We start from the raw sequence: 26,885 nt of genomic DNA, 5'->3' as shown, positions 1-26,885 counted from the left end.
TGTGGACTCCTCCATCCTGCACGAGGTAGAGCGGTGACTGACCTGCCAGGTCGCGAAAACGACCCCAACGAGAATCCGTTCGCGATGTTCGGCGATCCGGAGCAGATGGCCGCGGCCATGCGCCAGTTCGCCGACATGCTCTCGGCTCCGGCGGGCTCCGGTCCCGTCAACTGGGACATGGCCAAGAACATCGCCCGCCACGCCGTGGTCGCCGAAGGCGATCCGAGCGTCATGGAGGGGGAGCGCCGCCAGATCGTCGACGCGCTCCGCCTCGCCGACCTCTGGCTGAACGAGGTGACCGAGCTGCCGAGCGGGCTGACCGCGCCCGAGGCGTGGAGCCGCTCGGAGTGGATCGAGAAGACCGTCCCGGTGTGGAAGCAGCTGTGCGACCCGATCGCCGAGCGCATGGTCGACACCATGGGCGGCGCCCTGGGCGGCGCCGGGCTCGGCGGGCTCGGCGGCGACCAGGCGATGGCCGCGCAGCTCGGGCCGCTGATGGGCATGATGCGCCAGATGGGCGGCATGATGGTCGGCAGCCAGATCGGCCAGGCCCTCGGCGCGCTGGCCCCCGAGGTCATCGGCTCCTCCGACATCGGGCTGCCGTTGTCGGACACCGCCGCGCTGCTGCCGGGCGGCATCGCCGCCTTCAGCCACGGCCTGGAGATCCCCTCCGAGGAGATCCGCCTGTACCTGGCGCTCAGGGAGGCCGCGCACCATCGGCTGTTCCAGCACGTCCCGTGGTTGCGCACCCAGCTGTTCGGCGCCGTCGAGGAGTACGCCAAGGGCATCACCGTGGACACCTCCGCCCTGGAGGAGCAGATCCGCGGGCTGGACATCAGCAACCCCGAGCAGATCCAGGAGGCTCTGAGCGGCGGCGCGCTGCTCAAGCCCGAGGAGACCGAGCGTCAGAAGGTCGCGCTGTCGCGGCTGGAGACCATCCTCGCCCTGGTCGAGGGCTGGGTCGGCACGGTGGTCGACGCCGCCGCCGAAGGCAAGCTGCCCTCGGCCGCCGCCCTGTCGGAGACCATGCGCCGCCGCCGGGCGACCGGCGGGCCCGCCGAGCGCACCTTCGCGACGCTCGTCGGTCTCGAGCTGCGTCCACGCCGGCTGCGCGAGGCCGCCGCGCTGTGGCAGGCCCTGGCCGCCGCCCGCGGCGTCGACGGGCGCGACGCGGTGTGGTCCCACCCCGATCTGATGCCGACCGCCGCAGACCTGGACGACCCCGAGGCGTTCGTCCGCGGCGACACCAAGCTCGACCTGTCGGCGTTCGAGGAGGACCAGGCGCCGCAGGACGGTCCGGGCGACGAAGGGCCCGGCGAGGCCGGTCCGGGACGCGGGTCCGCGGGGCCCGGCGAAGGGTGACGCTCCATGAGCGGGCGCTGGCCGCGCTGACCGGCTGGTCCGCGCCGACCGCCGGCGAGGAGTCGCTCCGCGAGGAGTTCCTCTCGCACCTGGGCCGGTACGACGACGCCATGTGGCGCTCGTGCGCGCCGGGGCACCTGACGGCCACCACCGCGGTGCTCTCGCACGACGGGTGCAAGGTGCTGCTCACCTTGCACCCGAAGGCCGGGATGTGGCTGCCCATGGGCGGGCACTGCGAGCCGGCCGACCTGTCGCTGGAGGAAGCCGCGCTGCGCGAGGCGACGGAGGAGTCCGGCATCGCGGGCCTGCGGCTCCTGCCCGGCCCGCTCGCGCTCGACCGGCACCGGGTGTGGTGCCATCCCCCGCACAGCTGGCACCTGGACGTCGAGTACGGCGCCGTGGCGCCGCCGGGCGCCGAGTTCGTGATCAGCGAGGAGTCGCTGGAGCTTCGCTGGGTGCCCGTCGAGGACATCCCCGAGCCGACGGACGAGGCGACCCGCCGGCTCGCGCGCCGCGCCCGCGCGCTGCTGCTGGACGCGAGCCCGCAGCAGCCCGCCTGAGATCTCTGCTTCTGCGGTGACACGAGGTCCGCGCGCCGCGTCTTCACGCGGGTCATACACAGGCTGGATAGGCTCTAGAGGTACTGCCGAAGGATGCCCGGGGGACTGGTGAACATCACGACCGACACACCGGTGGGGGGCGTGATCGTGACCCCGTCCCGGCGCCTCCGCCTCCGCGTTTCCGGGAAGCTCGCCTGGTTCGCGGTGACCCCGTTCGCCGCCTGGGCCGTATGGCGGCTCGGCGGCCTGGAGCGTGGATCGTTCCCGGCGCAGATCATGACCGCGACTCCGTACGCCGCGGCGGGCTCGCTCCTGCCGGTCCTGCTCGGGGTCCTGTCACGCAGAAAGGCCGTGACCGCGGTGGCTCTGGCGACGACCGCCGCGCTCGGCGTCAGCGTGCTGCCCCGCGCGTTCGGGGACGCGCCGGTCGCGCAGGCGTCCTCCGGGGTGCCGTTCACGATCATGACGTCGAACCTCTTCTTCGGCCACGGCGACGCCCAGACCGTCGTGGACCTGGTGCGCCGCCACCGCCCCGACGTCCTGAACACCCAGGAGCTCACTCCGGGGGCCGTGGAGGCCCTGGACGCCGCAGGGCTGAAGGACCTCATGCCCTACCGCTACCTGCAGGACGAGTGGAGCGCGGCGGGCAGCGGCATCTTCTCCCGCCATCCGATCACCCGCCTGGACGGTCTGTTCCAGGTCATCGGGCACAACATGCCGGCGGCCAAGCTCACCCTGCCGGGCGGCGCGCAGGTCCAGATCGTCGACGTGCACACTCTGCCGCCGCTGGGTCCGCAGGTCACCGAGTGGACCGAGGGGCTGCGCGCGCTGCCGGCGGGGCCGGCGTCGGGGCCGTTCCGCATCCTGGCGGGCGACTTCAACGCCAGCCTCGACCACGCCGAGATGCGCAAGGTGGTCGCGCGCGGGTACCGCGACGCGGGCGACACCGCCGGGGGCGGCCTGACTCCGACCTGGCCGGCGAACAAGAAGCTGCCGCCGCTGATCACCATCGACCATGTGCTCGCCGACCGGCGCATCTCGGTGCTCGGCTACCACGTGTACACCGTGCCGCGCACCGATCACCGCGCGGTCATCACCGAGCTGTCCCTGCCGGCCGCCGGCTGACCCCCTGCCGGACCGGCGGCCCTCACCGCCGGGGCGCTTGGCGGGGCGTCATCGGCCGGTGAGCAGGGCCCGGGTGTTGTCCCAGCCTTCCAGGCCCGGGTCCAGCCGGGCGACGTCCGCGGGGACGCGCAGCCGGTGCCAGCCGGGGCCGGTGGCGACCATCCGCCTGCCGGGCGCCTGCGCGCGCAGCCGCGCGACCACGTCGTCCTCTTCCAGCCCGGCCTTCGCCCAGTCGGGGAACGGCAGCCGGGCCGCCATCGCCACGGCCCCGCCGCCCTCGGCCGGGCAGACCGCGATGGGTGCGCGGCCGAGTTCGCGGAACAGCTTGCCGATCAGCAGCGGGGGCAGGTCGGGGGCGTCGCCGCTGATCACGACGGCGTCCTCGCCGTACGGCGCGAGCGCGGCGAACGCCTCGGCGACGCCGCCGGAGTCGGGCAGCGCGATCACCCGCGTGCCGGGCCAGGCGAGGTCCTCGAGCCCGTCGACGCCGGCGGCCAGGATGACGGGCTCGACCAGGTCAAGCCCGGCGACGATCTCGTAGGTGTCCTCGGCCAGTGCCAGCAGGAACTCTCCGGAGTCCACGCCGGGCGGGGCGCCCTTGCCCATGGCCGGAGTGACCAGGACCGCGGCCTGCCTCATCGGGCTCCAGCGGTGGCCGCCACCCCTGTGGCGAGACGGCCGTCGCGCGGGTTCAGCATTCCTCGACCGTACCGTTCGCCGCCATGGAGTACCCCTCCAGGAACCCGCGTGCCCGTTCGGCCCTGGGATAGCGCTCAACGAGGGCCCAGAACCGGGGACCGTGGCTGGGCACCAGCAGGTGGACCAGCTCGTGCATGATGACGTAGTCGACGACCCAGGCGGGCATGCCGCGCAGGCGCGTCGACAGCCGGATGGTGCCGTGGTCGGGGGTGCACGACCCCCAGCGGTGCCGCTGGTTCTCCGCCCACCGCACGCTCGAGGGCACCGCCTTGCCGTCCAGGTAGCGCACGGCGAGATCGCGGGCCCGTTCGAGCAGGTCATCGTCGCTCGGGCGCCTGCGCTGCTCTTTGGCGGCGAGGCGATCGAGCATGCGCCGGACCCATTGTTCCTCGTCGGTGCGGCTCAGACCGGCAGGCAGCAACACGATGGTCTTGTCTCCATCGCGATATGCGGATACGGTCCGCCGGCGGCGTGCACTCCGGCGGACCTCGACTGTCTCGGGGGGCACATATGAACGGTAGCCGACAGTGCCGTATTTCCACAGGGGGTGAACAACGTTTTCCCTGGTCAATCAACGTTCGCCTGATGTTCAGTCAACTCAGCGCCCTCATGTGTCCCACATGCCGCCACCGACCGCCGTGAATCCGCGCCGAACTTATCCACAGGTGGGGACAACGGCCGCCGGGCGGGGCGGTGTCCGTGGCAGGCTGCGCGATCGTGACCTCCTCTCCGCGGTTCCCCGCCGCTCCCCCTCCCCCGTCCCGCCGGCGGCCGCCCGCGCCACCCGCCCGGCCTCGGCTCAAGCCCGCACTGCGCCGTCTCCACCGTGACGACCGCACCCTCCAACTGGGCGTCCACCCGTCGCGCGCGGTGGTGCTCACCGATCTGGAGCCGCGCGTGCGCCGCTTCGTCGAGGGCCTCGACGGCACGCGCACGCTGGAGGAGCTGATCGCCCGCGGCGACCTCGACGAGGCCACCGTCCGGCGGGTCGTGGCCCTGCTGTCCGAGCACGGCGTGCTGGACGACGCCGCCACGCGGCCCGCGCCGCTGCGCGACCTGACCTCCGACGAGCGCGCGCGGCTCGGGCCCGACCTCGACGCGCTGTCGCTGTCACCCGCCGACGCGGGCGACGGCGGGCTGTCGGCGTTCGGACGCCGCCGCGCGGCGCACGTCCGCGTGTACGGCGCCGGGCGGGTCGGCGCCCAGATCGCCGTGCTGCTGGCCGCCTCGGGCGTCGGGCACCTGTGCGTGGTCGATCCGGGCACGGCCCGGCACGAGGACGTCGTCCCCGGCGGGCTGTCGTTCGCCGACGCCGGCCACCGCAGGGAGGACGGCGCGGTGGCCGCAGCGCGCCGGGTGGCGCCGGGCGTCAACGCCTGGACCGGCGGCACCGCCTCCCAGCTCGCCGACGGCGCCAGCCGTCCCGACCTGGTCGTCCTGGCGCCGGTGGGCCCGCTGGACGGCCTCATAGCGCACGAGCTGGTCGCGCTGGGCATCCCGCACCTGCTGGCCGGCGCAGCGGAGGGCGTCGGTTCGGTCGGCCCGCTGGTGATCCCCGGAGTCACCTCGTGCCTGCGCTGCCTGGAGCTGATCCGCCGCGACCGCGACCCGTCGTGGCCCATGATCGGCGCCCGGCTGGGCGGGTTCCCGGCCGGTGAGATCGCCTGCGACACGGTGCTGTCAACGCTGGTCGCGGCGCATGCGGCCGGTCACACACTGAGTTGTGTCGACGGCGCGGAGCCCACTGTGACGAACTGCACAGTCGACGTAATGCCTGATTGGGGTTGGAAAAAACGGTCGTGGGAGGCTCATCCGCAATGTCGTTGTAGTCGAAAGCACTTCGGTCCGCTAACAATGGTCGCGTGAGCGACTTCCCCCAACACGCAGTGACGCGTTCGGCCAAGCTGGCGACGCTCCCCTTGGGGTTCGCCGGCCGCACCGCCCTCGGCCTGGGCAAGCGCATCGGTGGGAAGTCCGCCGAGATCGTGGCGCAGGAGATCCAGCAACGCACCTCCGAGCAGATCTTCCGCGTCCTCGGCGAGCTCAAGGGCGGGGCCATGAAGCTCGGCCAGGCCCTTTCGATCTTCGAGGCGGCGCTGCCGCCCGAGATCGCCGGGCCCTACCGTGCCACGCTCACCAAGCTGCAGGACGCCGCGCCGCCCCTGCCGGCCGCGACGGTGCACGCCGTCCTCGCCGAACAGCTCGGCGACGACTGGCGCCGGCACTTCCAGAGCTTCGATGACGCTCCCACGGCCGCCGCCTCCATCGGCCAGGTGCACAAGGCCGTCTGGGAGGACGGGCGCGAGGTCGCCGTCAAGATCCAGTATCCGGGCGCGGGCAAGGCCCTGCTGTCCGACTTCAACCAGCTCGCCCGGTTGGGCAAGCTGTTCGGGGTTCTGCTTCCGGGGCTGGACATCAAGGCCGTGCTCGGCGAGCTGAGAGAGCGGGTGACCGAGGAGCTCGACTACCTGCGCGAGGCGGAGGCCCAGCACGGCTTCGCCACCGCCTACCACGGCGACCCCGATTTCTTCGTGCCGGATGTCATCGCCGCGAACGAGCAGATCATCGTCACCGAGTGGCTGGACGGCACCCCGCTGTCGAAGATCATCACCGATGGCACCAAGGAGCAGCGCGACCGCGCCGGGCTGCTGTTCGTGCGGTTCCTGTTCAGCTCCCCCGCCCGCGCGGGCATGCTGCACGCCGACCCGCACCCGGGCAACTTCCGCGTCCTGCCGGACGGCCGGCTGGGCGTGCTCGACTTCGGAGCGGTCAACCGCATGCCCGACGGCTATCCGGAGGTCTTCGGCACGCTCACCCGCATCTTCAACCAGGGCGACATGCGCGCCGTCGTCCAGGGGCTGCGCGACGAGGGGTTCATCCGCCCCCACATCGAGGTCGACGTCGAGGCGCTGCGGGCCTTCCTCGCCCCCTACGTCGAGCCGACCCGGGTGGAGGAGTTCACCTTCAGCCGCGAGTGGCTGCAGCGGCAGGTCGCGACGGTCACCGACCTGCGGCCGAACAACGTCGTGCGCCAGCTCAACCTGCCTCCCTCCTACGTCCTGATCAACCGGGTGCACGCGGCCGGCATCGGAGTGCTGTGCCAGCTCGGCGCCACGGCCCGCTTCCGCGACGAGGTCGTCCGCTGGGTCCCCGGCTTCGCCGACGGCCCTCCCGCCTCCGCCTAGGTCCGTGCCGATCCAGGTTCACGCGGCGGCGCGCTGTCCGATCCCTCCTCCTACGCTGTACGTGTGACGACCGAACGCACACCCGATGACGCGTCGCGATCCGGCCCGCCGGTCGGCGGCCGGCCGCGGAAGATCGGATGGGGGGCGCTCGCGCTGTTCCTGGCGGCGTTCGCGGTCTTCGAGAGCGTCAAGTACGGCCTGCCCACCACCGCGGCAGCGCTGTTGTTCTTCGCGCTGTGCGACCTGGCGCGGCTCGCGGGGGTTCGTCCGCCCGGCATGCTCTACCAGGCCGTGCACCGCGTGTGGATCCCGCTCGTGGTGCTGATCGCCTACTCCCTCGGGCCGGTCGCGTGGCCGCCGTTGTTCACCGCGGCCCTCGGGTGGCTTACCCGCATCGCCGTCGAGCGAGCCTTCGGTCGCGGATTCCCCCTCACCGATGGCTCGTCCCGTTCGTCCGATGCCGGCACCCCACCAACGGCGTCCTGACCACCCGACCTCACCCGCCGAGCCCACCCATCACAGCCGGTTCGGCCACGAGAGGGCGAGACGGGTATGGGTCTTGTCGATGACCGTCCGGCCGTCCAGGGCGGCGTCCGGGGTGTCCCTCGGGTGGACGTCCAGGCGGAGGTCGCCGGTCGTGGGACGTCCCGCGGCGTCCCACTCGCGGACGTGCGCGGCGAGGCGTTCGGCCGGCTCGGCGCCGCCGGGCCCGTAGCCGTCGACGACCAGGGCGAAGCAGGAGTCGGCTCCCTCGCCGCGCCGCAGTATCGCGAGGCCGTCGTCGGCGAGGACGCCGTAGGTCAGCGTGTACCCCTCCATCGCCAGCGGCGCCCGTTCGAGCAGGCCGGAGGCGCCGCTCTCGGCCAGCGAGAACCAGTGCGGCTGGTGTACCGCCAGCCACAGGTTGAACCCGGCGCAGACCTCCGCCGTGCCCGCCGTCACACCGGTCTCGCGTCCGGCGGCGGGACCGGCCAGCAGGGCCCGGGTCGCGGCGGCGTCGAGGTCGCCTCCGGCCGGCGACTCCAGGATGAGCTGGGCGTCCCGGTCCAGCACGTACGTCCGCTCGGGACCGGCGGCCGGGCCGCGCATGCGCATGAAGCCGCAGGGCTGGATCGAGCGGCTGGTCCAGTGGCCCTCCGCACGCTCCAGGGCCACCGAGCACTGGACCCCGCGCAGGTCGAGCGGGACGACGACGCGCCCGCCGGAAGCGATCTGGTCCAGCCACGCGGGTTCGAGGTCCCACACCCCCACCGTGGCGATGACCCGGTCGTAGGGAGCTCGCGCGGCGAACCCCCGCGCTCCGTCCCCGCACACCACGCGCACGCCTGGGTGGCCGGCCGCCGTCAGGTGTGATCGCGCGGCGTCGGCGACGTCCCGGTCGATGTCCACGCTCACCACCTCACCGCCGGGGCCGGCGAGGTGGGCGATGAGCCCCGCGTTGTACCCGGTGCCCGCGCCGATCTCCAGCACCCGGTGGCCGGGCTCGACCCCGAGCTGGTCCAGCATGATCGCCATGATGGTCGGCTGGGAGGAGGAGCTGATCGGCCGGCCGTCGGCGTCCCGCTTGGTGACGATGGGCAGGTCGCGGTAGGCGGCCTCCGGCGGCGTGCCCGGCACGAACAGGTGCCGCGGCACCGACCGCAGCGCGGCCGCCACCGGCTCGCTGAGCGCCCCGCCGCGCTCGCGCACCCGCTCGACGAGCCTACGCCGCAGCCCGGCGAGGTCGGCGAGGTCGGCGCCGTCCGTGGCGGGACCTTCCTGGCGGACCATGGCGTTCTTCCCTCCGCTCGCGGGCGTACCCATCATCCCCGCGAACGGCGAACGGAGCGAACCTGGCCGTCATCCGGAGAACACCGAAAGGGGCGGACCCGGCCGTCATCCGGAGAACACCGAAAGGGGCGGACCTGGCCGTGCGGGCCGGTCCGCCCCTGGGTCACCCGGTCGGGTGACGCGGCCACTCGGCGGGAGGCGGGTGGCCGGGCGGGGTGGGAGGTGAGAGCCCACCCCGGGAAGGGGCGGCCGCCCGGTGAGAGAGGAGCGGCCGCCCGAGGATTGTGCCGGTGATGAAGTTCACCAGGTCGGGCGTCGTGGCCGGCGTCGCCGTATCACGGCGCGCCGGCCCGGTGACGACGGAGTGAGGAGCCGCGCCCGGTGAACATGTGTGGTCACCGCGCTAGGCCATGCGGGTCAAGGCGTTCCTGAGCCGCAGGGAGGCGCGTTCGGCCTGCTTGCGGGCTCGGCGGATGCGCTGGAGGCGAAGGACGAGACGTTGCTGCTCGGCCTCGTTGTGCAGGGCCTGTATTCGGTCCCGTACCAGTTCCTGGCGGATATACGGGATCTCGCTGCTCCAGGTAGGCAGGAAGCTCATCGTGGTGGCCTTTCGGGTCATGAAGTCTGGTGTGGAAGAACTGTGCTGGTGGGTCAGGCTGCGACCGGGGTCTTGCGGGGACGGCCCCGCGGCCTCTTCCTCGGAACGACGGCTCCGCGAAGGACGAGTTCTCCGCCCCAGACGCCCCACGGCTCCTCGCGCTCCAGCGCGCGGGCGAGGCAGGCCTTCTGGATCGGGCACCCTCCGCAGAGGGCCTTGGCGAACTCGACGTCCTCAGGGGACTCGGCGAACCACAGGTCGGGGTCGGTACGACACGGGATATCGGCTTCGTCGACCAGGTCCATGGTCGTCCAAACCGCCATCTGCGTCACCTCTCTGTTTGCTGGTTGATCTGGTCGTTTACCTCTTTGGGTGTCGGATCTGGCGGCTTGGAAAACAAGAAGGCCGCGGATCCTGGGTACGGATCCGCGGCCTGGAGGCGCTTTTTGTTCCCGGTCAGGTTATGACCGGGTGCCTCCAGGGTGGCGGACCCTGCACCCCACCATTGGCGGTGCTGCTGGTCTGCTCGTCGCCGAACGGACGCCCGAGGGCGGCCGCGTGCTCGGCGATCACGACGGTGGTGCCATAGGCGAAGCCGGCCGCATCGGCCAGGATGCGGGCGGTCTTCTCCTGTCGGAGTTTCGCCGGGCCTGCGACCGTGAGAACGGCGGCCGGCATGGCGACGGGGGCGGTGAAGCGGGCGGCGCCCATGACCGGGGCGGCACCGCGCATGCCACTGCCACGCGGGGAAGCGAGCCACGGCGTGGCGCAAGTCGGAATGAGAATCTGCTTCACGGGGCTCACCTCCCAGGTGATTGCGGGGTTGGACGGGGATCGTCCGACCGGCTTGTGCATGACTCTAAACGCGGACCCGGGGGCCCGGCAACTTATTTTCTACCTGCTATTTCACGGATTTGCTACACGGATCATGCACTCTTGGACGACCGACACGGCGAGGTCTCCGGAGGCGGTGAACATCTGCCCCTGGGCGAGGCCGCGGGCGTTGCCCGACCACGGCGACTCCTGGGCGTAGAGCACCCAGTCGTCGACCTTGAGCGGCCGGTGGAACCACATGGCGTGGTCGAGGGACGCACCGGTGAGGTTGGAGGCGCCCCAGGCGAGACCGTGAGTGAGCAGCACGGTGTCGACCAGCGTGTAGTCGGAGGCGTAGGCGGCCAGCACGACGTGCAGGAGCGGGTCGTCCGGCAGGTCGGCGTCGTACCGGAACCACACCTGCGTCTCGGAGCCGCGCAGGGAGGGGTCGCGGTAGGCCTCCCAGGTGAGCGGCGTGACGTAGCGGGCGTCGACCGGGCGCGGCTTGGCCAGCCAACTGCGCCACGGCTCGGTGTCGCCGACGAGGTCGAGCATGCGGTCTTGGAACAGCGGCAGCGTCTCGGGGTCGGGCACCGACGGCATGGACGCCGCCTGGTGGCCGATGCCCTCCTCCAGGACGTGGAAGGACGCCGACATGGTGAAGATGGCCTTGCCGTGCTGGATGGCGACGACCCGCCTGGTGGTGAACGAGCGGCCGTCGCGCACCCGCTCGACGTTGAAGACGATCGGGACCGCCGGGTCGCCGGGCCGGATGAAGTAGGCGTGCAGGGAGTGCACGGTGCGGTCGCCCGGCACGGTGCGGCCGGCCGCGACCAGCGCCTGCGCCGCCACCTGCCCGCCGAAGACGCGCTGGATGCGCTCTTCCGGGCTCCTGCCCCGGAAGATGTCCTGCTCGATCTGCTCCAGGTCGAGCAGGTCGAGGACCTCCTTGAGCGCCTCGTTCACGTCACTTCCCCTCCGCGGCAGATGTCCAGGACGGCCTGGCCGTAACGCTCGAGCTTGACGCGCCCGATGCCGGCGATCGAGAGCAGGTCCTCCTCGGTGGTGGGGACCCGCTCGGCCAGTGCCTGGAGCGTAACGTCCGTGAATACGACGTACGTCGGCACCTTGGCCTCTTTCGCCGCATTCGTACGCCAGAGCTTAAGCCGCTCGAGGAGCTCCTGGTCATAGTCGGCGGGACAGGTGGCGCAGCGGCCGAGCTTCTGCTCGGCGGCCACGGTGAGGGTCTTGCCGCAGACGCGGCAGGAGATGGGCACGGCGACGCGGGCCTGCGCGGCGCGGCGCTCACGCGGGCCGGACCGGGCCGGGCCGGGCGCGGCGGAGGCGGCCGTGCCGGTGAGGCCGTCGAGGAAGCGGGACGCGCGCCGCGCCTTGCGGCCGCCCGCCGACCGCGCCAGCGCCCAGGACAGGTGCAGATGGGCCCGGGCGCGGGTGACGCCGACGTAGAGCAGGCGCCGCTCCTCCTCGATCTGCTCGGGGGTCTCGGCGTAGACGATCGGCAGCATGCCGTCGGTGAGGCCGATCAGGAAGACCGCGTCCCACTCGAGGCCCTTGGCGGCGTGCAGGGAGGCGAGCGTCACCCCCTCGATCGGCGGGGCGTGCTGCTCGGTGGCGCGGCGCTCGAGCTCGGCGACGAACCGGGCGAGGTCGCCGCCCTCGGCCGCCATGTCCTCGGCCAGCTCGGCGAGCGCGTTGAGCGACTCCCACCGCTCGCGGGCGGAGCCGCCGCCGGGGGCCTCGGCCGTGAGCCCGATGCCGCCGAGGATGTCGTGGACGGCCTGCGCGAGCGGCTGCTCGTCGTTGGCCGAGCGGGCGGCGCCCCGGAGCAGCACGACGGCCTGCCGGACCTCGGGCCGCTCGAAGAAGCGCTCGGCGCCGCGCAGGAGATAGGGGACGCCGGCCTCGGTGAACGCCTGCTCGTACAGCTCGGACTGGGCGTTGACCCGGAAGAGCACGGCGATCTCGCGTGTGGGCACGCCCTGGGCGATGAGCTCTTTGACCCGCGCGGCGACCGCCGCGGCCTCGGCGGGCTCGTCGTCGCACTGGGCGAACACCGGCCGCGGCCCGTCGGGCCGCTGCGCGACCAGTTCGAGCCGGTGGGGCGTGCGCGCCTTGGCCAGCAGGCTGTTGGCCAGCCCGACGACCTGCGGCGTGGAGCGGTAGTCGCGCACGAGCTTGACCACCGTGGCGGAGGGGTGCTCGACGGCGAAGTTGGTCAGATAGCGCGGGGTGGCGCCGCTGAAGGAGTAGATGGTCTGGTTGGGGTCGCCGACCACGCAGATGTCGTCGCGGCCGCCCAGCCAGGTGTCGAGCAGGAGCTTCTGCAGCGGGTTGACGTCCTGGTACTCGTCGACCACGAAGTAGCGGTACTGACGGCGGATCTCTGAGGCGACCTCCTCGTGCTCGGTCATCACCGCGGCGGTGAGCTCGAGGATGGTCTCGAAGTCGACCAGGTGGCGCTGGCGCCGGAGCGTCTCGTACGCCTCGTAGAGATGGGCGACCTCCTGGGCGGGGATCGGCGGCGTGCGGCCGGCCTTGGCGGCGAGGGCGGCGTACTCCTCGGGGGTCGCCTGGGTGACCTTGGCCCACTCGATCTCGGCCGCGACGTCGCGCAGCTCGCCGCGGTCGGGGGTGCGCCGCGCCACCCGGCACGCCTCGACCAACAGGGGCAGCTTGGACTCCACGACCCTCGGCGGCTCGCCGCCGATCACGCGTGGCCAGAAATAGGTGAGCTGGCGCAGCGCGGCGGCGTGGAAGGTGCGCGCCTGGACGCCGGTCGCGCCGAGTGCGCGCAGGCGCTGCTTGAGCTCGCCGGCGGCGCGCGTGGTGAAGGTCACAGCGAGCACGCTCTGTGCGTCGACGACGCCGGAGCGGACGGCGTGGGCGATGCGGTGGGTGATCGCCCTGGTCTTGCCCGTGCCGGCGCCCGCGAGCACGCACACCGGCCCCCGCACCGCCTCGGCCACCTCGCGCTGCTCCGGGTCGAGCCCGGCGAGGGCGTCTTCGCGCTCCAAACTGGGCCTCCTAACGTGCGATGCGGACGGTGTGCTGGCATCATCCTTCCAGCAGCCGGCCGCCCGCGCGGCCTGCATGTGGACAACCTGAAAGCGCTCCCAGGTTGGTGCCCTACGCTCTCGGCTGTGCGCGTCAGGGGTTCTCGTACGTGCGCGAGTGCGAGGTTTGCTCCACAATGGGAGCCGATGGTTTCGGGGAAGGAAGACGTCCAGTGAGAAGCGCGGTAACGGTGGGATCGCTCGCTCTGGCCACCGTACTCCTCGCACCGGCGGCCGCGTCGCCCGCCGGCGCGACCACCACGCCGACACCCTCCCCCAGCGCCACCCAGGCACCGCCCGGTGAAGACGTGCTGGCCTCGACCATCGTGCGCACCTACGCCTACGGCCGCCAGTCGGCCCGCCAGCGCATGGACGTGTGGTGGGATCCGCACGCCGGCCGCAGGCCGGGCGTGTTCGTCATCCACGGCGGCTGGTGGAACAGCGGCGACAAGAAGTACATGACCGAGGTCACCCGCTCGTACGCCGCGATGGGGTACACCGTCTTCAACATCAACTACCGGCTGTCGCAGGAGGCCGCCTGGCCGGCGCAGCGCACCGACACGCTGGCCGCCATCGCCACCGCCCGCCGGCACGCCGACTTCTTCTCCTTCGACCCCGACCGCTATGTCGTCGTCGGGTTCTCGGCGGGCGGCCACCTCGCCACCGCGGTCGGCACCTACAAGGACGGCCTGCCCGGGCTGCGCGGCGTCGTCGGCATCTCGCCGGTGATCTCCCCGCTCACCGCCTACTCCGACGGCGACGAGGGCGCGGACTTCGACCAGCGCAAGCTCCGCCAGAGCGCCATCGCGCTGGCCGGCGGCTGCCGTCCCACCGGCGCCTGCGCGAGGGTCTGGTCCAGCATGGAGGTGCCCTGGCACGCCAGCGCGCACGACGCCCCCGTCCTCACGGTGCACTCCTCGGACGAGTTCGTGCCCGCCTACCAGAGCGAGCTGCTGAAGGAGCAGCTCAACCAGGTGGGCGTGGCGATGAACATCCGCGTCGTGCCGGGGTACTTCCACAGCGCGCCGCTCTACCGCGAGCCCGGCGTCGCCGAGGGGGTCCGCGAGTGGGTCGCCGGCAAGCTGGCCGCACCCGCCGCGCCGAAGCCGGCGAGCGGCTCCAAGTCGGTCGCGTCCGGACACCTGCCTTCGCTGCGCCGGGTCGGCTCGCACTGACGCGGCGCCGGGTCGGCTCGCACTGACGCGGGCGTCGGATGCCGGGAACACCAGCGGGAGCGCCGGTGTTGCCAGGTGATGCCGACGATGAAGGGATAAATCAGGCTATGGCGCTCAAGGTGTACACCACCAGCTGGTGCGGTCCCTGCAAGAGGCTCAAGGGCCAGCTCATGCGCGAGGGCATCTCCTTCCAGGAGATCGACATCGAGGCCAACCCAGACGCGGCCAAGTTCGTGGAGAGCGTCAACAACGGCAACCAGGTCGTGCCCACGGTGGTGCTCGAAGACGGCACCGCCCTGACCAACCCCTCGGTCATCAAGCTCAAGGGGCTGCTCGCGCGGGCGAAGGCCTGACGCGACCCCCTCGGCGGCCGCCGGCGACGGGCTCGGCCCGCTCGCCGGCGTCCCGCCGCGAGTCCCCCGTCCCGCTGACGGTCGCCCTGTCTCGCTGACGGATTGCCGGTCTGACGGGGTTACCCCGTCTCGTTACGGATCCCCCTTCCCCACTGACGGGTTGCCATCTCATCGCGGGTTGCCCGTTTCGCTGCGGGGCCTCCGTCCCGGTGACGGTTCGCCATGTTCCGCCGCCGGGCGCCCCCGTCCGGCGGCCGCGACCCGGCGTCTCCTCCTCGGCTACCAGTCGCCCGGGAGGTAGGAGCCGTACCACGTCTCGATGAGGCGGCGGGCGATGGAGACCCCCGGTGGCAGCCGGATGTCGCCGTTCTCCACGGCCGCGCCCAGCTCGGCGCGCGTGAGCCAGAGCGCCTCGGCGATCTCCTCAGGGTCGCGGGTGATCTCGGTGGTCGTGGCCCTGGCGAAGAAGCCGAGCATGAGGCTGCGCGGGAACGGCCACGGCTGGCTGCCCAGATAACGGGGCTCGGCGACGGTGACGCCGACCTCCTCGAACACCTCGCGCGCGACGGCCTGCTCGAGCGACTCGCCGGGCTCGACGAAGCCGGCCAGCACCGAGAAGCGTCCCTCGGGCCACTGCGGGCCGCGGGCCAGCAGGCAGCGGTCGTCGCCGTCGTGGACGAGCATGATGACCGCCGGGTCGACGCGGGGGAAGTGCTGGCTGCCGTCGTTCGGGCAGACCCGCATGTGGCCGCCGTTGATGATGTTCGTGCGGCCGCCGCACCTCGGGCAGTGCTCGTGGGTGGCGTGCCAGGCCTCCAGCGCGACGGCGTTGACCAGCAGGCCGGCGTCGCGGTCGCCGAGCGCGGCCCCCGCCTTGCGCAACCCCTCGGTGGCGACGTCGGCCCAGTCGGGCACGTCCTGGATCGCCTCGGCGACCTCGGTGCCCTCGGGCAGCGGCGCGGAGGGGGGAAGCGGCAACTCGCCCTTCACCGCGACGGCGAAGTAGGCGACGCCGCCGGGGTCGACGCCGAGCAGGTAACGCTCGCCGGGCGGCGCCTGGTGCGGGGACACGAACACCAGGTTCGCCGTGCCGTTGTCGCGGCGGATCAGCGTGTTGCCGTCGCTGATGAGCAGGACGCGCGTCGCGGGGTCGGCCCACGCGGTCTTCAACCAGGCCTCGTCGTTTCGGTGCAGGGCGGACCTGTCGACGCCTCCTCGCGCCAGAAGCAGGGGACCGAGCAGCCGCTGGCCCTGCGACATCTCTCCCACGTGCGTCTCCCTCCCAGCAGGTTGTCCATCCTATGCCGCTGAAGATGGCCGACCGAAATGCCCAGCGGGCGGCCACAACACGGACATTCAGCGTGATTAGCATGTCCAGCAGCGAGTGATATCGCGGTGCGGCTAGGATTCACCCGGTCAAGTTAGGTTAGCCTTACCTGATTCCGGGGGTGTCCTGCGTGCGGCTGTACCTCACCGCGCTGAACCCGACCGACTCGGTCACCGATGGATTCCTGCCGGCCGCCCGCGCGCTCGGCTGTGAGGTGACGCTGCTCACCGACCGGCCCGAGCGGTACACCGGGGTGGAGACCCTGCGCACCGACGTGCGCGACGCGCGCGCGGTCATCGACGCGATCGCCCGCCACCGCCGGCCCGACGCGATCTTCTCCGACTCCGACCACATCCAGCCCGAGACCGCGCTGGCCGCCGACTACTTCGGGCTGCCGGCCAAGGACTGGCGCGCCTGCCTGACCGCCAAGAACAAGGCGCTCATGCGGCGCCGGCTCGCCGCCGCGGGAGTGGAGCAGGTGTGGTCCGCGCAGGTGGGGCCCGGCGAGCCGGTGCCGGACCCGCCGGCGTACCCGGTCGTGGTCAAGCCGCGCGAGGGGGTCGCCAGCGAGGACGTCGTGCTGGCCGCCGGCGCGGAGGAGCTGGCCGCGGCGGTCGCGGGCGTCCGCGTGCGGCGTCCGGGGGCCGCGCTCGTGATCGAGGAGTACCTGGAGGGTCCCCTGCACACCCTGGAGACCCTCGGCGACGGTCGCGCGCTCCACGTCCTCGGCGGCTTCCACACCACCCTCGGCCCCCTCCCGCACTTCGTGGAAGAGCGCCTCGACTGGGACCCGCGGGCGCTCCCCGGCCGGCCCGTCCCGAACGCCCCTGACGCGGGCCCAGGCCACCACGTCCCCACCGCCCTTGACCCGCCCCGGGGACCGTCCGTCGCGGACGGGGCCGAGGCGGGGTCGCGCGAGCATGTCGTGCGGGCGCTCGCCGCGATCGGCGCCGGGTTCGGCGCCTGCCACACCGAGTACGTCATCACCGCCCGCGGTCCGCGGATCGTGGAGGTCAACTACCGGCTCATCGGCGACACCTGCGGCTTCCTGCTCGCCGACCTGCTCGGGGTGCCGCTGTTCGAGCACATCCTGCGGGTGCACCTCGGCGAGCCCGCACAGGCCCCGCCGCCGGTCTCCGGTCACGGCGCGGCGCTGAGCCTGGTCGCGGAGCGGGCAGGGGTCGTCAAGGCGGGGCCGGGCGACGTGGCCGAGACCATCGGCGGCGTGCGCCTGCGCCACCGCGCGTTGCGCGCGCCCGGGGACGTCGTGGAACCGACCCACACCAACCGCGACTACCTCGGCATACTCCGCGCTGTCGGGTCCGGCAGGCAGGCCGTCGACAGTGCCATCGAGGCCTTCCGCGCCCGCGCCCCGTGGGTGGTCGAGTGACCCGGGCCACCGCCGAGCGCGAGGAGACCTCCTCCGGCCTCCGTGCCGGCGAGCCCTCCCGTGACCATCGCGCCCCACACGGCCATGGCGACCATGTCGGCCATGTGGGCCATGGCGGCAAGGACGCGCAGCGCGGCCAGGACGCCCAGTGCGGCCAGGACGCCCAGTGCGGCCAGGACGGGGCGGGTGCGCCGGATGGCGCGGACGGTCCCGGCCGTGTGCGGGACGCGGGGCCGCGCGGCGGCGGACCGCGCGAGCCGTATCTGGCCGCCCGGGTGCTGGACGCGCTGGTCCGCGAGGACTACGGCGGCCTGGCCTCCCGGATGACCCGCACCAAGGACGGCGTCCAGCTCGTGCTGCCCTCCGGGCGGCGGGTGCGCCTGACACCGGGCCACCTGTACCAGGACTTCAAGGTCGCCCACGGGCAGTCGCTGACCCTGGCCGAGGTGCTCGACGCGCTGGTCCAGAGCGCCGTCCCCGGGGACGCGGAGGGCGTGGCCGCCTTCGCCGAGGAGTGCCGCGCGGCGCTGCGCGCGTACGAGCTGCACGACCCTCGCCGGGACGAGATCCTGGCCCGCCTTCGCCCCGTCCTGCCGGCCTCCGCCTACGACACACGACCGCCCCATCGGGGCGCCGCTTCCCCGCCCACCGCCCAGCAAGACGACGCGCCGCCCCACCCGCGTGCCGCTTCCCCGGCCGACGCGCAGCAGTGGGTTGCGTCGTCCGAGCACCGTCCCTTTTTCCCCGCTTTCGTCCGCTTCTCTGGTGATGAGGCGTCTTTGAGCCGGACGGTCGCCTACGAGACGCTCGCCGCGTTCACCGACCATCCGGTCTACCCCACCTCGCGCGCCCGCCTCGGCCTCGCCGACGACGAGGTCGCCGCCTACGCCCCCGAGTTCGCGCCGTCCTTCCCGCTGCGCTGGGCGGTCGTGCCGGTCGAGCGGGTGACCAGGCCGGCGGCCATGGGCGCGCTTCCCGCGTGGTGGCCCGCGCACGACGCCGAGCACCTGCGCTTCCCGGTGCACCCGCTGACCGTGACCGCCGTCCGCGCGATACCCGGTGTGCTGCTCCTGGACGAGCCGTACCTGGCGGTGCGTCCCACGCTGTCGATGCGCACCGTGGAGGTGGACCCGCGCACGCACCTCAAGCTGCCCCTGACGACGAGCACGCTGGGCGCGCGCAACCGGCGGTCCATCAAACCGGGCACGCTGGAGGACGGCGCGCGGGCGGAGCTGCTGCTGCGGGAGATCCTGCGCCGCGAGGACGGCCTGGACGTGCTGGTCGCCGACGAGCAGACCTACGCGCACGCGGGGCACGACCACCTCGGCTGGATGCTGCGCAGGCTGCCCCCCGGCGAGATCGTCCCGGTCGCCGCCCTGACCGCGCCGTTCCCCGGCGGCGGCCGGGTGATCGACCAACTGGCCGCCCGTTACCGGGGCGGCGAGGTGGCCGCGTTGCTGGCCGACTACCTGCGCGTGCTGTTCACCTGGAATGTCCGCTTGTTCGTCACCTATGGCGTCGCGCTGGAGGCGCACCAGCAGAACCTCGCCCTGGTCTTCGACGAGGACGCGGGCCCCGGCGCGGCGATGCGGTTGCTGGTCAAGGACGACGACGGGCTGCTCGCCTCCCCGGAACGGCTGCTCGCGGCGGGGCTGGAGGTCCCCGCGTTCGCCGACCCGCGCATGCTCAACGGCGACCCGCACGCGCTCGCGGACGTGTTCGTCACGATCACTCTGCACCTGGCCGCCGCCGCGGTGGCGTTCGGCGCGGGCCACGGCGAGCTGGTCGCGCCGGCGCTGGAGAGCGCGCTGGCCGAGTACGGCGGCGACCCGGTGGCGCGGCTGCTGCGCGCCCGCACGCTGGACGCCGCCCGCCTGGTCGGCAAGTCCATGGTCAGCGCCGGAACCCTGGTGGCCCGGTCGCGCATCGTCTCGGCCGACATCAACAAGCACTACGGCGCCAGCGGGCCGAACTACCTGCGCCACCACCTCCGGAGAGAGGCCGACCATTGAACGGCGTCGTATGCGACTCCGCCCACTACGGGGAGGGGACAAGCAACGCGGGGGAGGCGGAGGGCGCGGGGAACGCGGAAGGCGCAGGGAAGGCCGAGGGTGCCGAGGTGGTGTGGCGGAGCGTCGCCGCGGAGCCGGCGTGGCGGGGCGTCGCGGAGCGGGCGACGCTGGCGGCGCTGCTGCGGTGCTGCGTGCGGGAGGTCGCCGGACCGCGCGGACAGGTCTGGGCCGCCGCGCCGTACCTGCTGCTGCGTCTGGCGGGCACCCTCATCCGCGTGCCGGCCTCCGGAGGGATCGCACTCCGCTTCGACGGCGACGCCGAACGGCTGTGGCACGGCGCCTGGCGCCCGCTGTCGGCCGACCACCTCGTCCGCCTGGTCGAGGCCGAACTCGGCGAGATCCCTCCGGTCGACGCCGAACGGGACGAGCTCCGCGCCGTCAATGCCGAACCCGAGGAGATCCGTCCGGTCGAGGGCGAACCAGGCGAGGCCCGTCCACGTGAGAATGAGCCGGGCGAGGTCCAGCCGGTCGAGACCGAACCTACGGAGATCCGCCCGGTCGAGGGCGAACCGGGCGATGCCCGTCCGGGTGAGGCTGAGCTGGGCGAGGTCCACCCGATCGGGGGGGAACCGGGTGAGGTCCGTCCGGATGAGGTGCAGCCGGTCGAGGCCCGTCCAGGTGGGACCGGGCCGGGTGAGGTGCAGTCGGTCGGGGGCGAAGCGGAGGAGATCCGCGCGGTCGAGGGCGAGGTGGGCGCGGCTTCGGGGGACGGTGGGGCGGGTGACTTCGGGGCCGGTCGGGAGGACTCCGTTGCCGGTCGGCTCGCGCTCCGGCGTAACGAGGAGTTCGCCGGGCAGGTCGCCGCGAGCCGTGCGGCCATCGCGGTCATGTTGCGCGAACGGGCCGGCGCGAAGCCTCCCCAGGATCCGTGGCTGGCCTCGGAGCAGGCGCTGGTGCTCGGGCACCCGTTCCACCCCTCCCCCAAGTCCAGAGGCGGCGCGGGGTGGGCCCGGTACGCGCCGGAGGCGCACGCCGCGTTCCCGCTGCGGCTGCTGGGCGTGCGGGACGACGTGCTGGCGACCGGCGGCGACTCCGGGGCCCTCGACGGGCTCGGCGAGGCGCCGCCCGGGTACACGCTGCTCCCCGCCCACCCGTGGCAGCTCGAGCTGCTCGCCGCCGAGCTGGCCGCCCCGTTCGCGGACGGGCGGCTGGTGGACCTCGGGGACGCCGCGCTGCCCGCGGTCCCGACCTCCTCGGTGCGCACGGTGTACGAGCCGGCGATCGGCAAGTGCCTGAAGTTCAGCCTCGACGTGCGCATCACCAACTGCGTGCGCAAGAACGCCTGGTACGAGCTGGCCTCGGCGGCCGAGGTGAGCGCCCGGCTCACGCCGGTGTTCGCCGACCTGGCGCGGCGCCTGCCCGGCACCCGCTGGCTGCCCGAACCGGGGTACCGCTCGGCGCGGCTCCGGACGCGCCTGCTGGAGGGGCTGGGCGTCATCGTCCGGTCCAGCCCGTGGGAGGTCGCCGGTCCCGGGGTCACTCCGATCCTCGCCGGGACCCTGGCGGCCCTGGGCGCCGTCCCGGACGGCGAGGCGCCGGAGCCGGCGGCGGTGGTGACCGCGCTGCGGCGCGAGCCGGTGCGGTGGTGGGGCGCGTACGTGGATCACGTGGCGCTGCCGGTGCTGGACGCCTATTTCGGGCACGGCGTGGTGCTGGAGCCCCACCTGCAGAACGTCCTGGTCGGCATCGACGCCGACGGCATGCCGATTGAAGCGATATTTCGGGACATGGAGGGCACCAAGCTGGTCGAAGGCCGCCACGACCTGTCCGGGCTTCCGGATCCGGTCACCAGGGCCGCGACCTACGACGCCGCGCGCGGCTGGAACCGCGTGGTCTACTGCATCATGGTGAACCACCTCCCCGAGATCGCCGCCACCGTCGCGGGAACGGCCGCGCCGCACGCCCGCGACGACCTGCTCCACGAGCTGTGGGCGGACGCCCGGGGGCGCGTCGCCCGCCACGCCGGCCGCGGCCGGCTCCCGCTCCCCCTGCGCGACCTGCTGGCCGGAGCCCCGCTGCCCGCCAAGGCCAACCTGACCACCCGGTGGGCCCGCTCGGCCGACCGCGACGCGGGATACGTCCCCGTGGCCAACCCGTTCGCGGGGGTGCCGGCGTGAACATCCCCGACCGGGTGCGCGAACGCGCCGAACGCCTCGCCGACGCCCTGCCCGCCTATGTGTACGACCTGCCCGCGCTCGACCGGCACGCCGCCGCCGTCCGGGCGGCCCTGCGGGACGTCGAGCTGTACTACGCCGTCAAGGCCAACCCCGACCCCGCCCTGCTGCGCACCCTGGCCCCGTACGCCGACGGCTTCGAGGTGTCCTCCGGCGGCGAGGTCGCGCACGTCCGCTCGGTGCTGCCGCGGGCCCGCCTCGCGTTCGGCGGCCCGGGCAAGACCGACGCCGAGCTGGCCCTGGACGTCCACCGCCTGCACGTCGAGAGCCCCGGCGAGCTGCGCCGGCTCATCGAGACCGGAGCCCCGGCCGACGCGCTGCTGCGGGTGAACCTGGCCGTGCCGGTCCAGGGCGCCGCACTGGCCATGGGCGGCGGCGCGACGCCGTTCGGCATGGACCCCGGCGGGGTGCGGGAGTGCCTTTCGCTGCTGCGCCGGCAGAACAGGGTGCGGCCGCGCGGCCTGCACGCCCACCTGGCCAGCGGCCTGCGCGCGCCCGACCTGCTCGACCTGGCCAAGGCGGTCCTGGGCTTCGCCCGCGACCTGTCCGGCGAAGGGCACATCCCGACGAGCCGGGACCTCGGCCAGGACGCGCCGGCCGTGGAGGTCAACCTCGGCGGCGGCATGGCCGTGTCGTACCACGACCCGTCCGAGCTGTTCGACTGGGAGACCTACGGACGGGGGCTCGCGGAGCTGCGCGAGCCTGGCGAGCTGTTGCGCGTCGAGCCCGGCCGGGCGCTGACGGCGTACTGCGGCTGGTACCTCACCAGGGTGATCGACGTGAAGCGCGTCCACGGCGAGGTCTTCGCCGTGGTCACCGGCGGCACCCACCACCTGCGCACCCCGGCGGCCAAGGGCCACGACCAGCCGCTGGCCGTGCTGCCGACCGGCCGCCCCGGCACGGGCGCGACCGCCGAGCCGGTCACCGTGGTCGGCCAGCTCTGCACCCCCAAGGACGTCTTCGCCCGCCAGATCCCCATGACGGTCAACGTCGGGGACATCGTGGCCTTCGGCCTGGCCGGCGCCTACGCCTGGACCATCTCCCACCACGACTTCCTCATGCACCCCAAGCCCGGCTTCCACTACCTCACCTGAACCGGAGGAGAATTTCCCCGAGGGGGACGTCGAGAGGGCGGGGACGGCTCCGACTCCCTGGTGAGAGGCCGGAATCGGCGGGGACGACGATCCTCTAGGAGGAACGACGGTGGACGCGGTGAGGACGAACACGCTCAAGGCGCCCGGGGCGACGCTGTACTACGAGGTGCGGGGCGAAGGGCCGGTGCTGCTGCTGATCTGCGGCGGGGTGTACGACGCGGCCGGGTACGCGGGCCTGGCGGGCCGGCTCGCCGAGCGCTACACCGTGGTCACCTACGACCGGCGCGGCAACGGGCGCAGCCCGCTCGACGGGGCGCCGGAACACCAGAGCGTCGAGGTGCACGGCGACGACGCCGGCCGCGTGCTGACGGCGGTGGGCGTCACGGCGGAGCGGCCCGCTCACGTCTTCGGCAACAGCTCCGGCGCCGAGATCGGGCTGGAGCTCGCCACCCGCCATCCCGAGCTGGTGCGCACCCTGGTCGCCCACGAGCCGCCCGTCTTCGACCTGCTGCCCGACCGCGACCACTGGCGTGCCGTCGTCGACCAGGTCGAGAAGGTCTTCACCGAGGAGGGCGTCGAGGCCGCGGGTCAGGCGCTCTCCTCCGCGATGAGCATGGGCGGCGGCGAGCCGTCCGAGGAGAACGGGGCGGACGGGGCGAACGGGGCGAACGGGGCCCAGAGGGGGGACGGAGGAGGAGCGGACGGGCCGGAAGGCGCGTCCGGAGGCCAGGCCGCTGGTGAGGGAGACGCCGCGGCGACGCACGGCCCGGAAGGGGGGATGGACGCCGGGATGGCCGAGATGATGGAGCGCATGGGGAGGAACTTCGCGTTCTTCATCGGCTACGAGGTGCCGGGGTTCTCCCGTTACGCGGTCGACGTCGCCGCGCTGCGCGCGTCGGGGGTGCGGGTGGTGCCGGCCGTGGGCGAGGCGTCGCAGGGTGAGCCGCCGTACCGGGCCACCATCGCGCTGGCCGAGATCCTCGGCACCGAGCCGGTCGCCTTCCCCGGCGACCACGGGGGCTTCGGTTCCCAGCACGTGGCCTTCGCCACCCGGCTGGACCAGGTGCTGTCGGCGTCCTGACCCACCGCCCGGCTGGACCAGGTGCTGTCGGCGTCCTGACCCACCGCCCGCTTCCCACACCCGTGGACAGGGCTTCCTTGATCGCGAACGGACCTGCGACCCGCGGCCGGGGCCTGCAGACCTGCCCCGCGCGACGGGCGCCGGGCCGCGCGTGCCGCGCCACGGGCACGGGGCGGGGGCGCCGGACGGGATACCCGGGCGCGGGCGATACGGTCGAGGGCATGTCGCGATCATCGGACGCAGAGGTGTCCCCGGAGCCGGTCTCTCCTTCCGCCTCGTCCTCGTCGGCCGTCACGGCGGACGATCTCGACCGGACCGTCCTGATGGCCGTGGAGACCCTGGGGCGGGTGCCGGAGGACGCCTGGCACCAAAGGGCCGGCTCGCTGGAGTGGGACCGCTGGGAGACCATCCAGCATCTGAGCGACGACTTCTTCTCCTACGCCATCCGGCAGGGCCCCCGGACGCCGTTCGTGGACCGGCAACTGCCGCTCGTCTGGGAGAGCCGCAGGCCCGGCGGCCCGGCCAGCGCCTTCCGCTCCGACCCGGAGGCGGGGCCGGACGGGCTGTTGCGGATGCTGGAGGCGACCGGGGCGCTGCTCGCCGCCATCGTGCGCACCAAGCCGCCGCACACCCGGACGTACCACTTGTACGGGGCGTCCGACCCCGAGGGGTTCGCCGCGATGGGCGTCGTGGAGGCGCTGGTCCACGTGCACGACGTCATCGACGGGCTCGGGCTCGCGTGGGAGCCGCCCGCCGACCTGTGCGTTCGCGTCCTCGCCCGGCTGTTCCCCGATGCTCCGGACGACACCGAGCCCTGGCCCACCCTGCTGTGGGCGACCGGTCGCGGCGAGCTGCCCGGACGTCCGCGTCCGGCCACCTGGCGCTGGTACGGCGCCCCTCGCGCGTGACTCTTCCGCCCTCGCCTTGTTAGCGGATTTTCCGATTTCCGTGACTTGCCAGGAAATCGGCGATTAGGCATAGCTATTTCGCCCTCCCTTCATGGCGTTCCCGCAATTGCCGCAGCCTCGGCGCCTTCTCGCAATTGCGGCCGATCGGCTCTCCAGCGGAAGCGGCGAACGTTTGTTGCGAACATTCCCTTCCACGGGGTAAGGATCGAACGCCAAGTGGGGATGGGCACCAGGGGGATTCGCCGCAGAGAGGGCGGGGCTATGTCCGAGAAAGCACATAACTCCGAAATAGACGATGAAAGCGGATGCGGGACACCGCAGAGAACAGCGGATTCGGCACCGGTCAAGGCTCCTGTCACCGATCGAGATCGGGCCGATGACGATGAGCGCCGATGACACCGTTTCCGAGAAGCGCGCGGCCGACGACGCCGGCCTGCTCACGGTTTTGCGCCGCCACCTGCTCGCCGAAGGCGTCCGCTGCCGCGTCTTCATGAGGATGCGCCTTGCCATCGGCACCGAGGCGATCCCGGCGCAGCGCGCCTGCCGTCCGCCCGAGCTGACCGTCTACGGGCCGGACGGGAAGACACGGGCGAAGGTCACGGTGCGCACGAGACTGTGGGGCACCGCGTTCTTGGTCAGCCCAGCCGGAGACGCCCCGGAGTTCCAGTTCCCCATCGGCCAGATCTGCGAGACCCTGCGCTGGCTCTCGCTGCTGGCCAACGACGAGCTCTCGCTCGACGCCCCGGTCGGCTCCGGCCCCGAGTGAGAACACCGGGTGAGAACACCGGCGGCGGGTGCGGCCCGGCCGTCACCCGTCCTTGGGAACCGACTCGATGAGGCGGACCAGGCCGGCGGAGTCGAGCAGGTCCACCGGGCGGACGGTCTGGTTGGCCCTGACGTAGTGGAAGGCGGCGCCGACCTTCCCCAGGGGAACTCCGGCGAGGTGCGACCAGGCCAGGCGGTAGGCGGCGAGCTGCACCGAGGCGGCCCTGGCGGCGCCGCCGCGCGGACGCTCGCCGGTCTTCCAGTCGACGACCACGTACCCGTCGCCGTCGGCGAAGACCGCGTCCATGCGGCCGCGCACCAGCCGGTCGGCGATCATCGTCTCGAAGGGGACCTCCAGGTCGACCGGCTCCAGAGCCGCCCACGGGCTCTCCTCGAACCGTGACTGCAGCTCGGCGAGCTGGGCGTCGGCGCCGGACAGCTCGTCGGAGGCGCCGGGCAGCTCGAAGTCGTCGATCAGCCGCTGCTGGCCCCACCGTCCCTCCAGCCAGCGGTGGAAGGCGGTGCCCCTGCGCGCGAGCGGCGCGGGCTTGTGGGGCAGCGGGCGGCGGATCTGGCGGGCCAGCGCCGCGGGGTCGGCCGCCAGGGTGACCAGCGAGGAAACCGTCAGATGCGCGGGCAGCTCCACGACCGCGCCGCCGCGCCGCCTGCTCTGCTCGCGCTCGCGGAGCAGCAGCTCGGTGTCGCGCGCCCAGGCCCGGACGCGCTCGCGTTCCCACTCTTTCAGCGGAAGGTCGTCCAGCGACGGCGCCGGCGCGGCCCGCGAGGTCGCCGCGTCGGAGGACGCCGACCCCGAAGGCGCCGTGTCCGAGCGGGCGCCGTCGGAGGAGGCCGTATCGGAGGAGACCGTGTCGGAGAAGACCGTGTCGGAGGGGACTTCGTCGGAGGACGTCTCCTCCGAGCGAGCGCCGTCGGAGGACGCCGCGTCGGACAGGACGGCGCCAGGACGCGGGGACGGCGGCGGAGGGGCGTCCCAGGAGGTCGTGTGCGGGGGGACCTCGGGCCAGAGGTCGTCCTCGGCGGGATCTTCCAGGGGCGGGAGATCCTCGGCGACGGCGTCGTCGAGGGGCAGGTCATCCCAGGGGAAGTCCTCCGGGACGTCGTCGTCCCAGGGGACCTCCTCCCACGCGAAGTCGTCCGCCGGGAGCGCAGGGACCGCCGGGAGCATCGGGGGCGAGGCAGGGCCGCCGGGAGCACCCATCCCCGCGGCGACGACGGGCCCGCCCGGCGACTCGGACCCGCCGGAGAAGGCCGGGTCATCAGGGGACGCGCCCGAGATGACGGGGTGGTCCGAGGCCACGCCGGACGAGACCGGACGATCCGGAGATGCCCCCGAGAAGGC

25 protein-coding genes are annotated in these 26,885 nt (G+C 73.1%); 15 read left to right on the top strand and 10 right to left on the bottom strand.

Annotation, left to right across the window (positions count from 1 at the left end):
* Positions 1 to 33 precede the first annotated feature (33 nt).
* The 3 genes from ABZT47_RS14115 (at position 34) to ABZT47_RS14105 (ending at position 3,047) form a co-directional block, all read left to right on the top strand.
* A complete protein-coding gene (locus ABZT47_RS14115; RefSeq protein WP_354840586.1) occupies positions 34 to 1,362 on the top strand; it encodes a zinc-dependent metalloprotease in 1,329 nt (442 codons plus the stop codon).
* The gene (locus tag ABZT47_RS14110) at positions 1,359 to 1,922 is read left to right on the top strand and encodes an NUDIX domain-containing protein (protein ID WP_354840583.1); all 564 of its coding nucleotides are present in this window, start codon (positions 1,359 to 1,361) and stop codon (positions 1,920 to 1,922) included. The genes ABZT47_RS14115 and ABZT47_RS14110 overlap by 4 nt, the downstream gene beginning before the upstream one ends.
* Positions 1,923 to 2,030: 108 nt before the next feature.
* A complete protein-coding gene (locus tag ABZT47_RS14105) occupies positions 2,031 to 3,047 on the top strand; it encodes an endonuclease/exonuclease/phosphatase family protein (RefSeq protein WP_354840580.1) in 1,017 nt (338 codons plus the stop codon).
* Between the two features lie 48 nt (positions 3,048 to 3,095).
* Here the strand turns inward: ABZT47_RS14105 and ABZT47_RS14100 are convergent, their stop codons facing one another.
* Positions 3,096 to 3,686 carry a hypothetical protein gene (locus ABZT47_RS14100; protein WP_354840577.1) on the bottom strand — a complete coding sequence of 197 codons (591 nt, stop codon included), beginning with the start codon at positions 3,684 to 3,686 and terminating at the stop codon, positions 3,096 to 3,098.
* A 52-nt stretch (positions 3,687 to 3,738) separates the two neighbouring features.
* A complete protein-coding gene (locus ABZT47_RS14095; RefSeq protein ID WP_354840574.1) occupies positions 3,739 to 4,254 on the bottom strand; it encodes a M48 family metallopeptidase in 516 nt (171 codons plus the stop codon).
* Between the two features lie 209 nt (positions 4,255 to 4,463).
* Here ABZT47_RS14095 and ABZT47_RS14090 point away from each other — a divergent pair, with 209 nt between their 5' ends.
* The 3 genes from ABZT47_RS14090 (at position 4,464) to ABZT47_RS14080 (ending at position 7,417) form a co-directional block, all read left to right on the top strand.
* Positions 4,464 to 5,612: a ThiF family adenylyltransferase gene (locus ABZT47_RS14090; protein ID WP_354840571.1), complete on the top strand. Its 1,149-nt coding sequence runs from the start codon at positions 4,464 to 4,466 to the stop codon at positions 5,610 to 5,612.
* A complete protein-coding gene (locus ABZT47_RS14085) occupies positions 5,609 to 6,931 on the top strand; it encodes an AarF/ABC1/UbiB kinase family protein (protein WP_354840568.1) in 1,323 nt (440 codons plus the stop codon). Before ABZT47_RS14090 ends, ABZT47_RS14085 begins: the two co-directional genes overlap by 4 nt.
* A gap of 63 nt (positions 6,932 to 6,994) precedes the next feature.
* The gene (locus ABZT47_RS14080) at positions 6,995 to 7,417 is read left to right on the top strand and encodes a DUF4260 family protein (protein ID WP_354840565.1); all 423 of its coding nucleotides are present in this window, start codon (positions 6,995 to 6,997) and stop codon (positions 7,415 to 7,417) included.
* A 30-nt stretch (positions 7,418 to 7,447) separates the two neighbouring features.
* Here ABZT47_RS14080 and fxlM read toward each other — a convergent pair whose 3' ends face one another.
* The 6 genes from fxlM to ABZT47_RS14050 form a co-directional block, all read right to left on the bottom strand.
* Positions 7,448 to 8,701, bottom strand: a complete 1,254-nt coding sequence (fxlM, locus tag ABZT47_RS14075; RefSeq protein WP_354840563.1) for a methyltransferase, FxLD system — start codon at positions 8,699 to 8,701, stop codon at positions 7,448 to 7,450.
* Between the two features lie 403 nt (positions 8,702 to 9,104).
* Positions 9,105 to 9,320, bottom strand: coding sequence for a hypothetical protein (locus tag ABZT47_RS14070; protein WP_354840561.1), 216 nt, complete (start codon positions 9,318 to 9,320; stop codon positions 9,105 to 9,107).
* Positions 9,321 to 9,352: 32 nt separating this feature from the next.
* A complete protein-coding gene (locus ABZT47_RS14065) occupies positions 9,353 to 9,622 on the bottom strand; it encodes a WhiB family transcriptional regulator (protein ID WP_354840558.1) in 270 nt (89 codons plus the stop codon).
* Positions 9,623 to 9,755: 133 nt separating this feature from the next.
* Positions 9,756 to 10,094: a hypothetical protein gene (locus ABZT47_RS14060; protein ID WP_354840555.1), complete on the bottom strand. Its 339-nt coding sequence runs from the start codon at positions 10,092 to 10,094 to the stop codon at positions 9,756 to 9,758.
* A gap of 111 nt (positions 10,095 to 10,205) precedes the next feature.
* Positions 10,206 to 11,078, bottom strand: coding sequence for an acyl-CoA thioesterase II (locus tag ABZT47_RS14055; protein WP_354840552.1), 873 nt, complete (start codon positions 11,076 to 11,078; stop codon positions 10,206 to 10,208).
* Entirely contained in the window at positions 11,075 to 13,147 is a 2,073-nt protein-coding gene (locus tag ABZT47_RS14050; RefSeq protein ID WP_354840549.1) for an ATP-dependent DNA helicase UvrD2, read from the bottom strand. Before ABZT47_RS14050 ends, ABZT47_RS14055 begins: the two co-directional genes overlap by 4 nt.
* A 212-nt stretch (positions 13,148 to 13,359) precedes the next feature.
* Here ABZT47_RS14050 and ABZT47_RS14045 point away from each other — a divergent pair, with 212 nt between their 5' ends.
* Together ABZT47_RS14045 and ABZT47_RS14040 are read left to right on the top strand one after the other, a co-directional pair.
* Positions 13,360 to 14,361, top strand: a complete 1,002-nt coding sequence (locus ABZT47_RS14045; protein WP_354840546.1) for an alpha/beta hydrolase — start codon at positions 13,360 to 13,362, stop codon at positions 14,359 to 14,361.
* Between the two features lie 107 nt (positions 14,362 to 14,468).
* A complete protein-coding gene (locus ABZT47_RS14040; RefSeq protein WP_354840544.1) occupies positions 14,469 to 14,714 on the top strand; it encodes a mycoredoxin in 246 nt (81 codons plus the stop codon).
* Between the two features lie 279 nt (positions 14,715 to 14,993).
* On the opposite strand, the gene nudC is transcribed toward ABZT47_RS14040, so the two are convergent.
* The gene (gene nudC, locus ABZT47_RS14035) at positions 14,994 to 15,974 is read right to left on the bottom strand and encodes an NAD(+) diphosphatase (RefSeq protein ID WP_354840647.1); all 981 of its coding nucleotides are present in this window, start codon (positions 15,972 to 15,974) and stop codon (positions 14,994 to 14,996) included.
* Positions 15,975 to 16,171: 197 nt separating this feature from the next.
* Between nudC and ABZT47_RS14030 the strand changes: the two genes are divergently transcribed.
* The 7 genes from ABZT47_RS14030 (at position 16,172) to ABZT47_RS14000 (ending at position 25,526) form a co-directional block, all read left to right on the top strand.
* Entirely contained in the window at positions 16,172 to 17,431 is a 1,260-nt protein-coding gene (locus ABZT47_RS14030) for a siderophore biosynthesis protein (RefSeq protein WP_354840541.1), read from the top strand.
* Positions 17,428 to 19,443, top strand: coding sequence for an IucA/IucC family protein (locus ABZT47_RS14025; RefSeq protein WP_354840538.1), 2,016 nt, complete (start codon positions 17,428 to 17,430; stop codon positions 19,441 to 19,443). The genes ABZT47_RS14030 and ABZT47_RS14025 overlap by 4 nt, the downstream gene beginning before the upstream one ends.
* Positions 19,440 to 21,620 carry an IucA/IucC family protein gene (locus ABZT47_RS14020; RefSeq protein ID WP_354840535.1) on the top strand — a complete coding sequence of 727 codons (2,181 nt, stop codon included), beginning with the start codon at positions 19,440 to 19,442 and terminating at the stop codon, positions 21,618 to 21,620. The genes ABZT47_RS14025 and ABZT47_RS14020 overlap by 4 nt, the downstream gene beginning before the upstream one ends.
* Complete coding sequence (locus ABZT47_RS14015; RefSeq protein WP_354840532.1) at positions 21,617 to 22,771, top strand: alanine racemase; 1,155 nt, start codon at positions 21,617 to 21,619, stop codon at positions 22,769 to 22,771. Before ABZT47_RS14020 ends, ABZT47_RS14015 begins: the two co-directional genes overlap by 4 nt.
* Before the next feature lie 118 nt (positions 22,772 to 22,889).
* Positions 22,890 to 23,852 (top strand): alpha/beta fold hydrolase, encoded by a 963-nt coding sequence (locus ABZT47_RS14010; protein WP_354840530.1) that lies wholly within the window; start codon positions 22,890 to 22,892, stop codon positions 23,850 to 23,852.
* Positions 23,853 to 24,073: 221 nt separating this feature from the next.
* A complete protein-coding gene (locus ABZT47_RS14005; RefSeq protein WP_354840528.1) occupies positions 24,074 to 24,760 on the top strand; it encodes a hypothetical protein in 687 nt (228 codons plus the stop codon).
* 376 nt (positions 24,761 to 25,136) lie between these two features.
* Positions 25,137 to 25,526, top strand: a complete 390-nt coding sequence (locus ABZT47_RS14000) for a hypothetical protein (RefSeq protein ID WP_354840525.1) — start codon at positions 25,137 to 25,139, stop codon at positions 25,524 to 25,526.
* A 42-nt stretch (positions 25,527 to 25,568) separates the two neighbouring features.
* Here ABZT47_RS14000 and ABZT47_RS13995 read toward each other — a convergent pair.
* On the bottom strand, positions 25,569 to 26,885 hold a 1,317-nt coding region (locus ABZT47_RS13995; protein ID WP_354840522.1), incomplete at its 5' end, for a PD-(D/E)XK nuclease family protein.

This window comes from Sphaerisporangium sp. NPDC005289 (assembly GCF_040607455.1).
In the GTDB taxonomy this organism is placed as follows: domain Bacteria; phylum Actinomycetota; class Actinomycetes; order Streptosporangiales; family Streptosporangiaceae; genus Sphaerisporangium; species Sphaerisporangium rhizosphaerae.
This window is presented reverse-complemented; position numbering and strand designations above follow the sequence as displayed.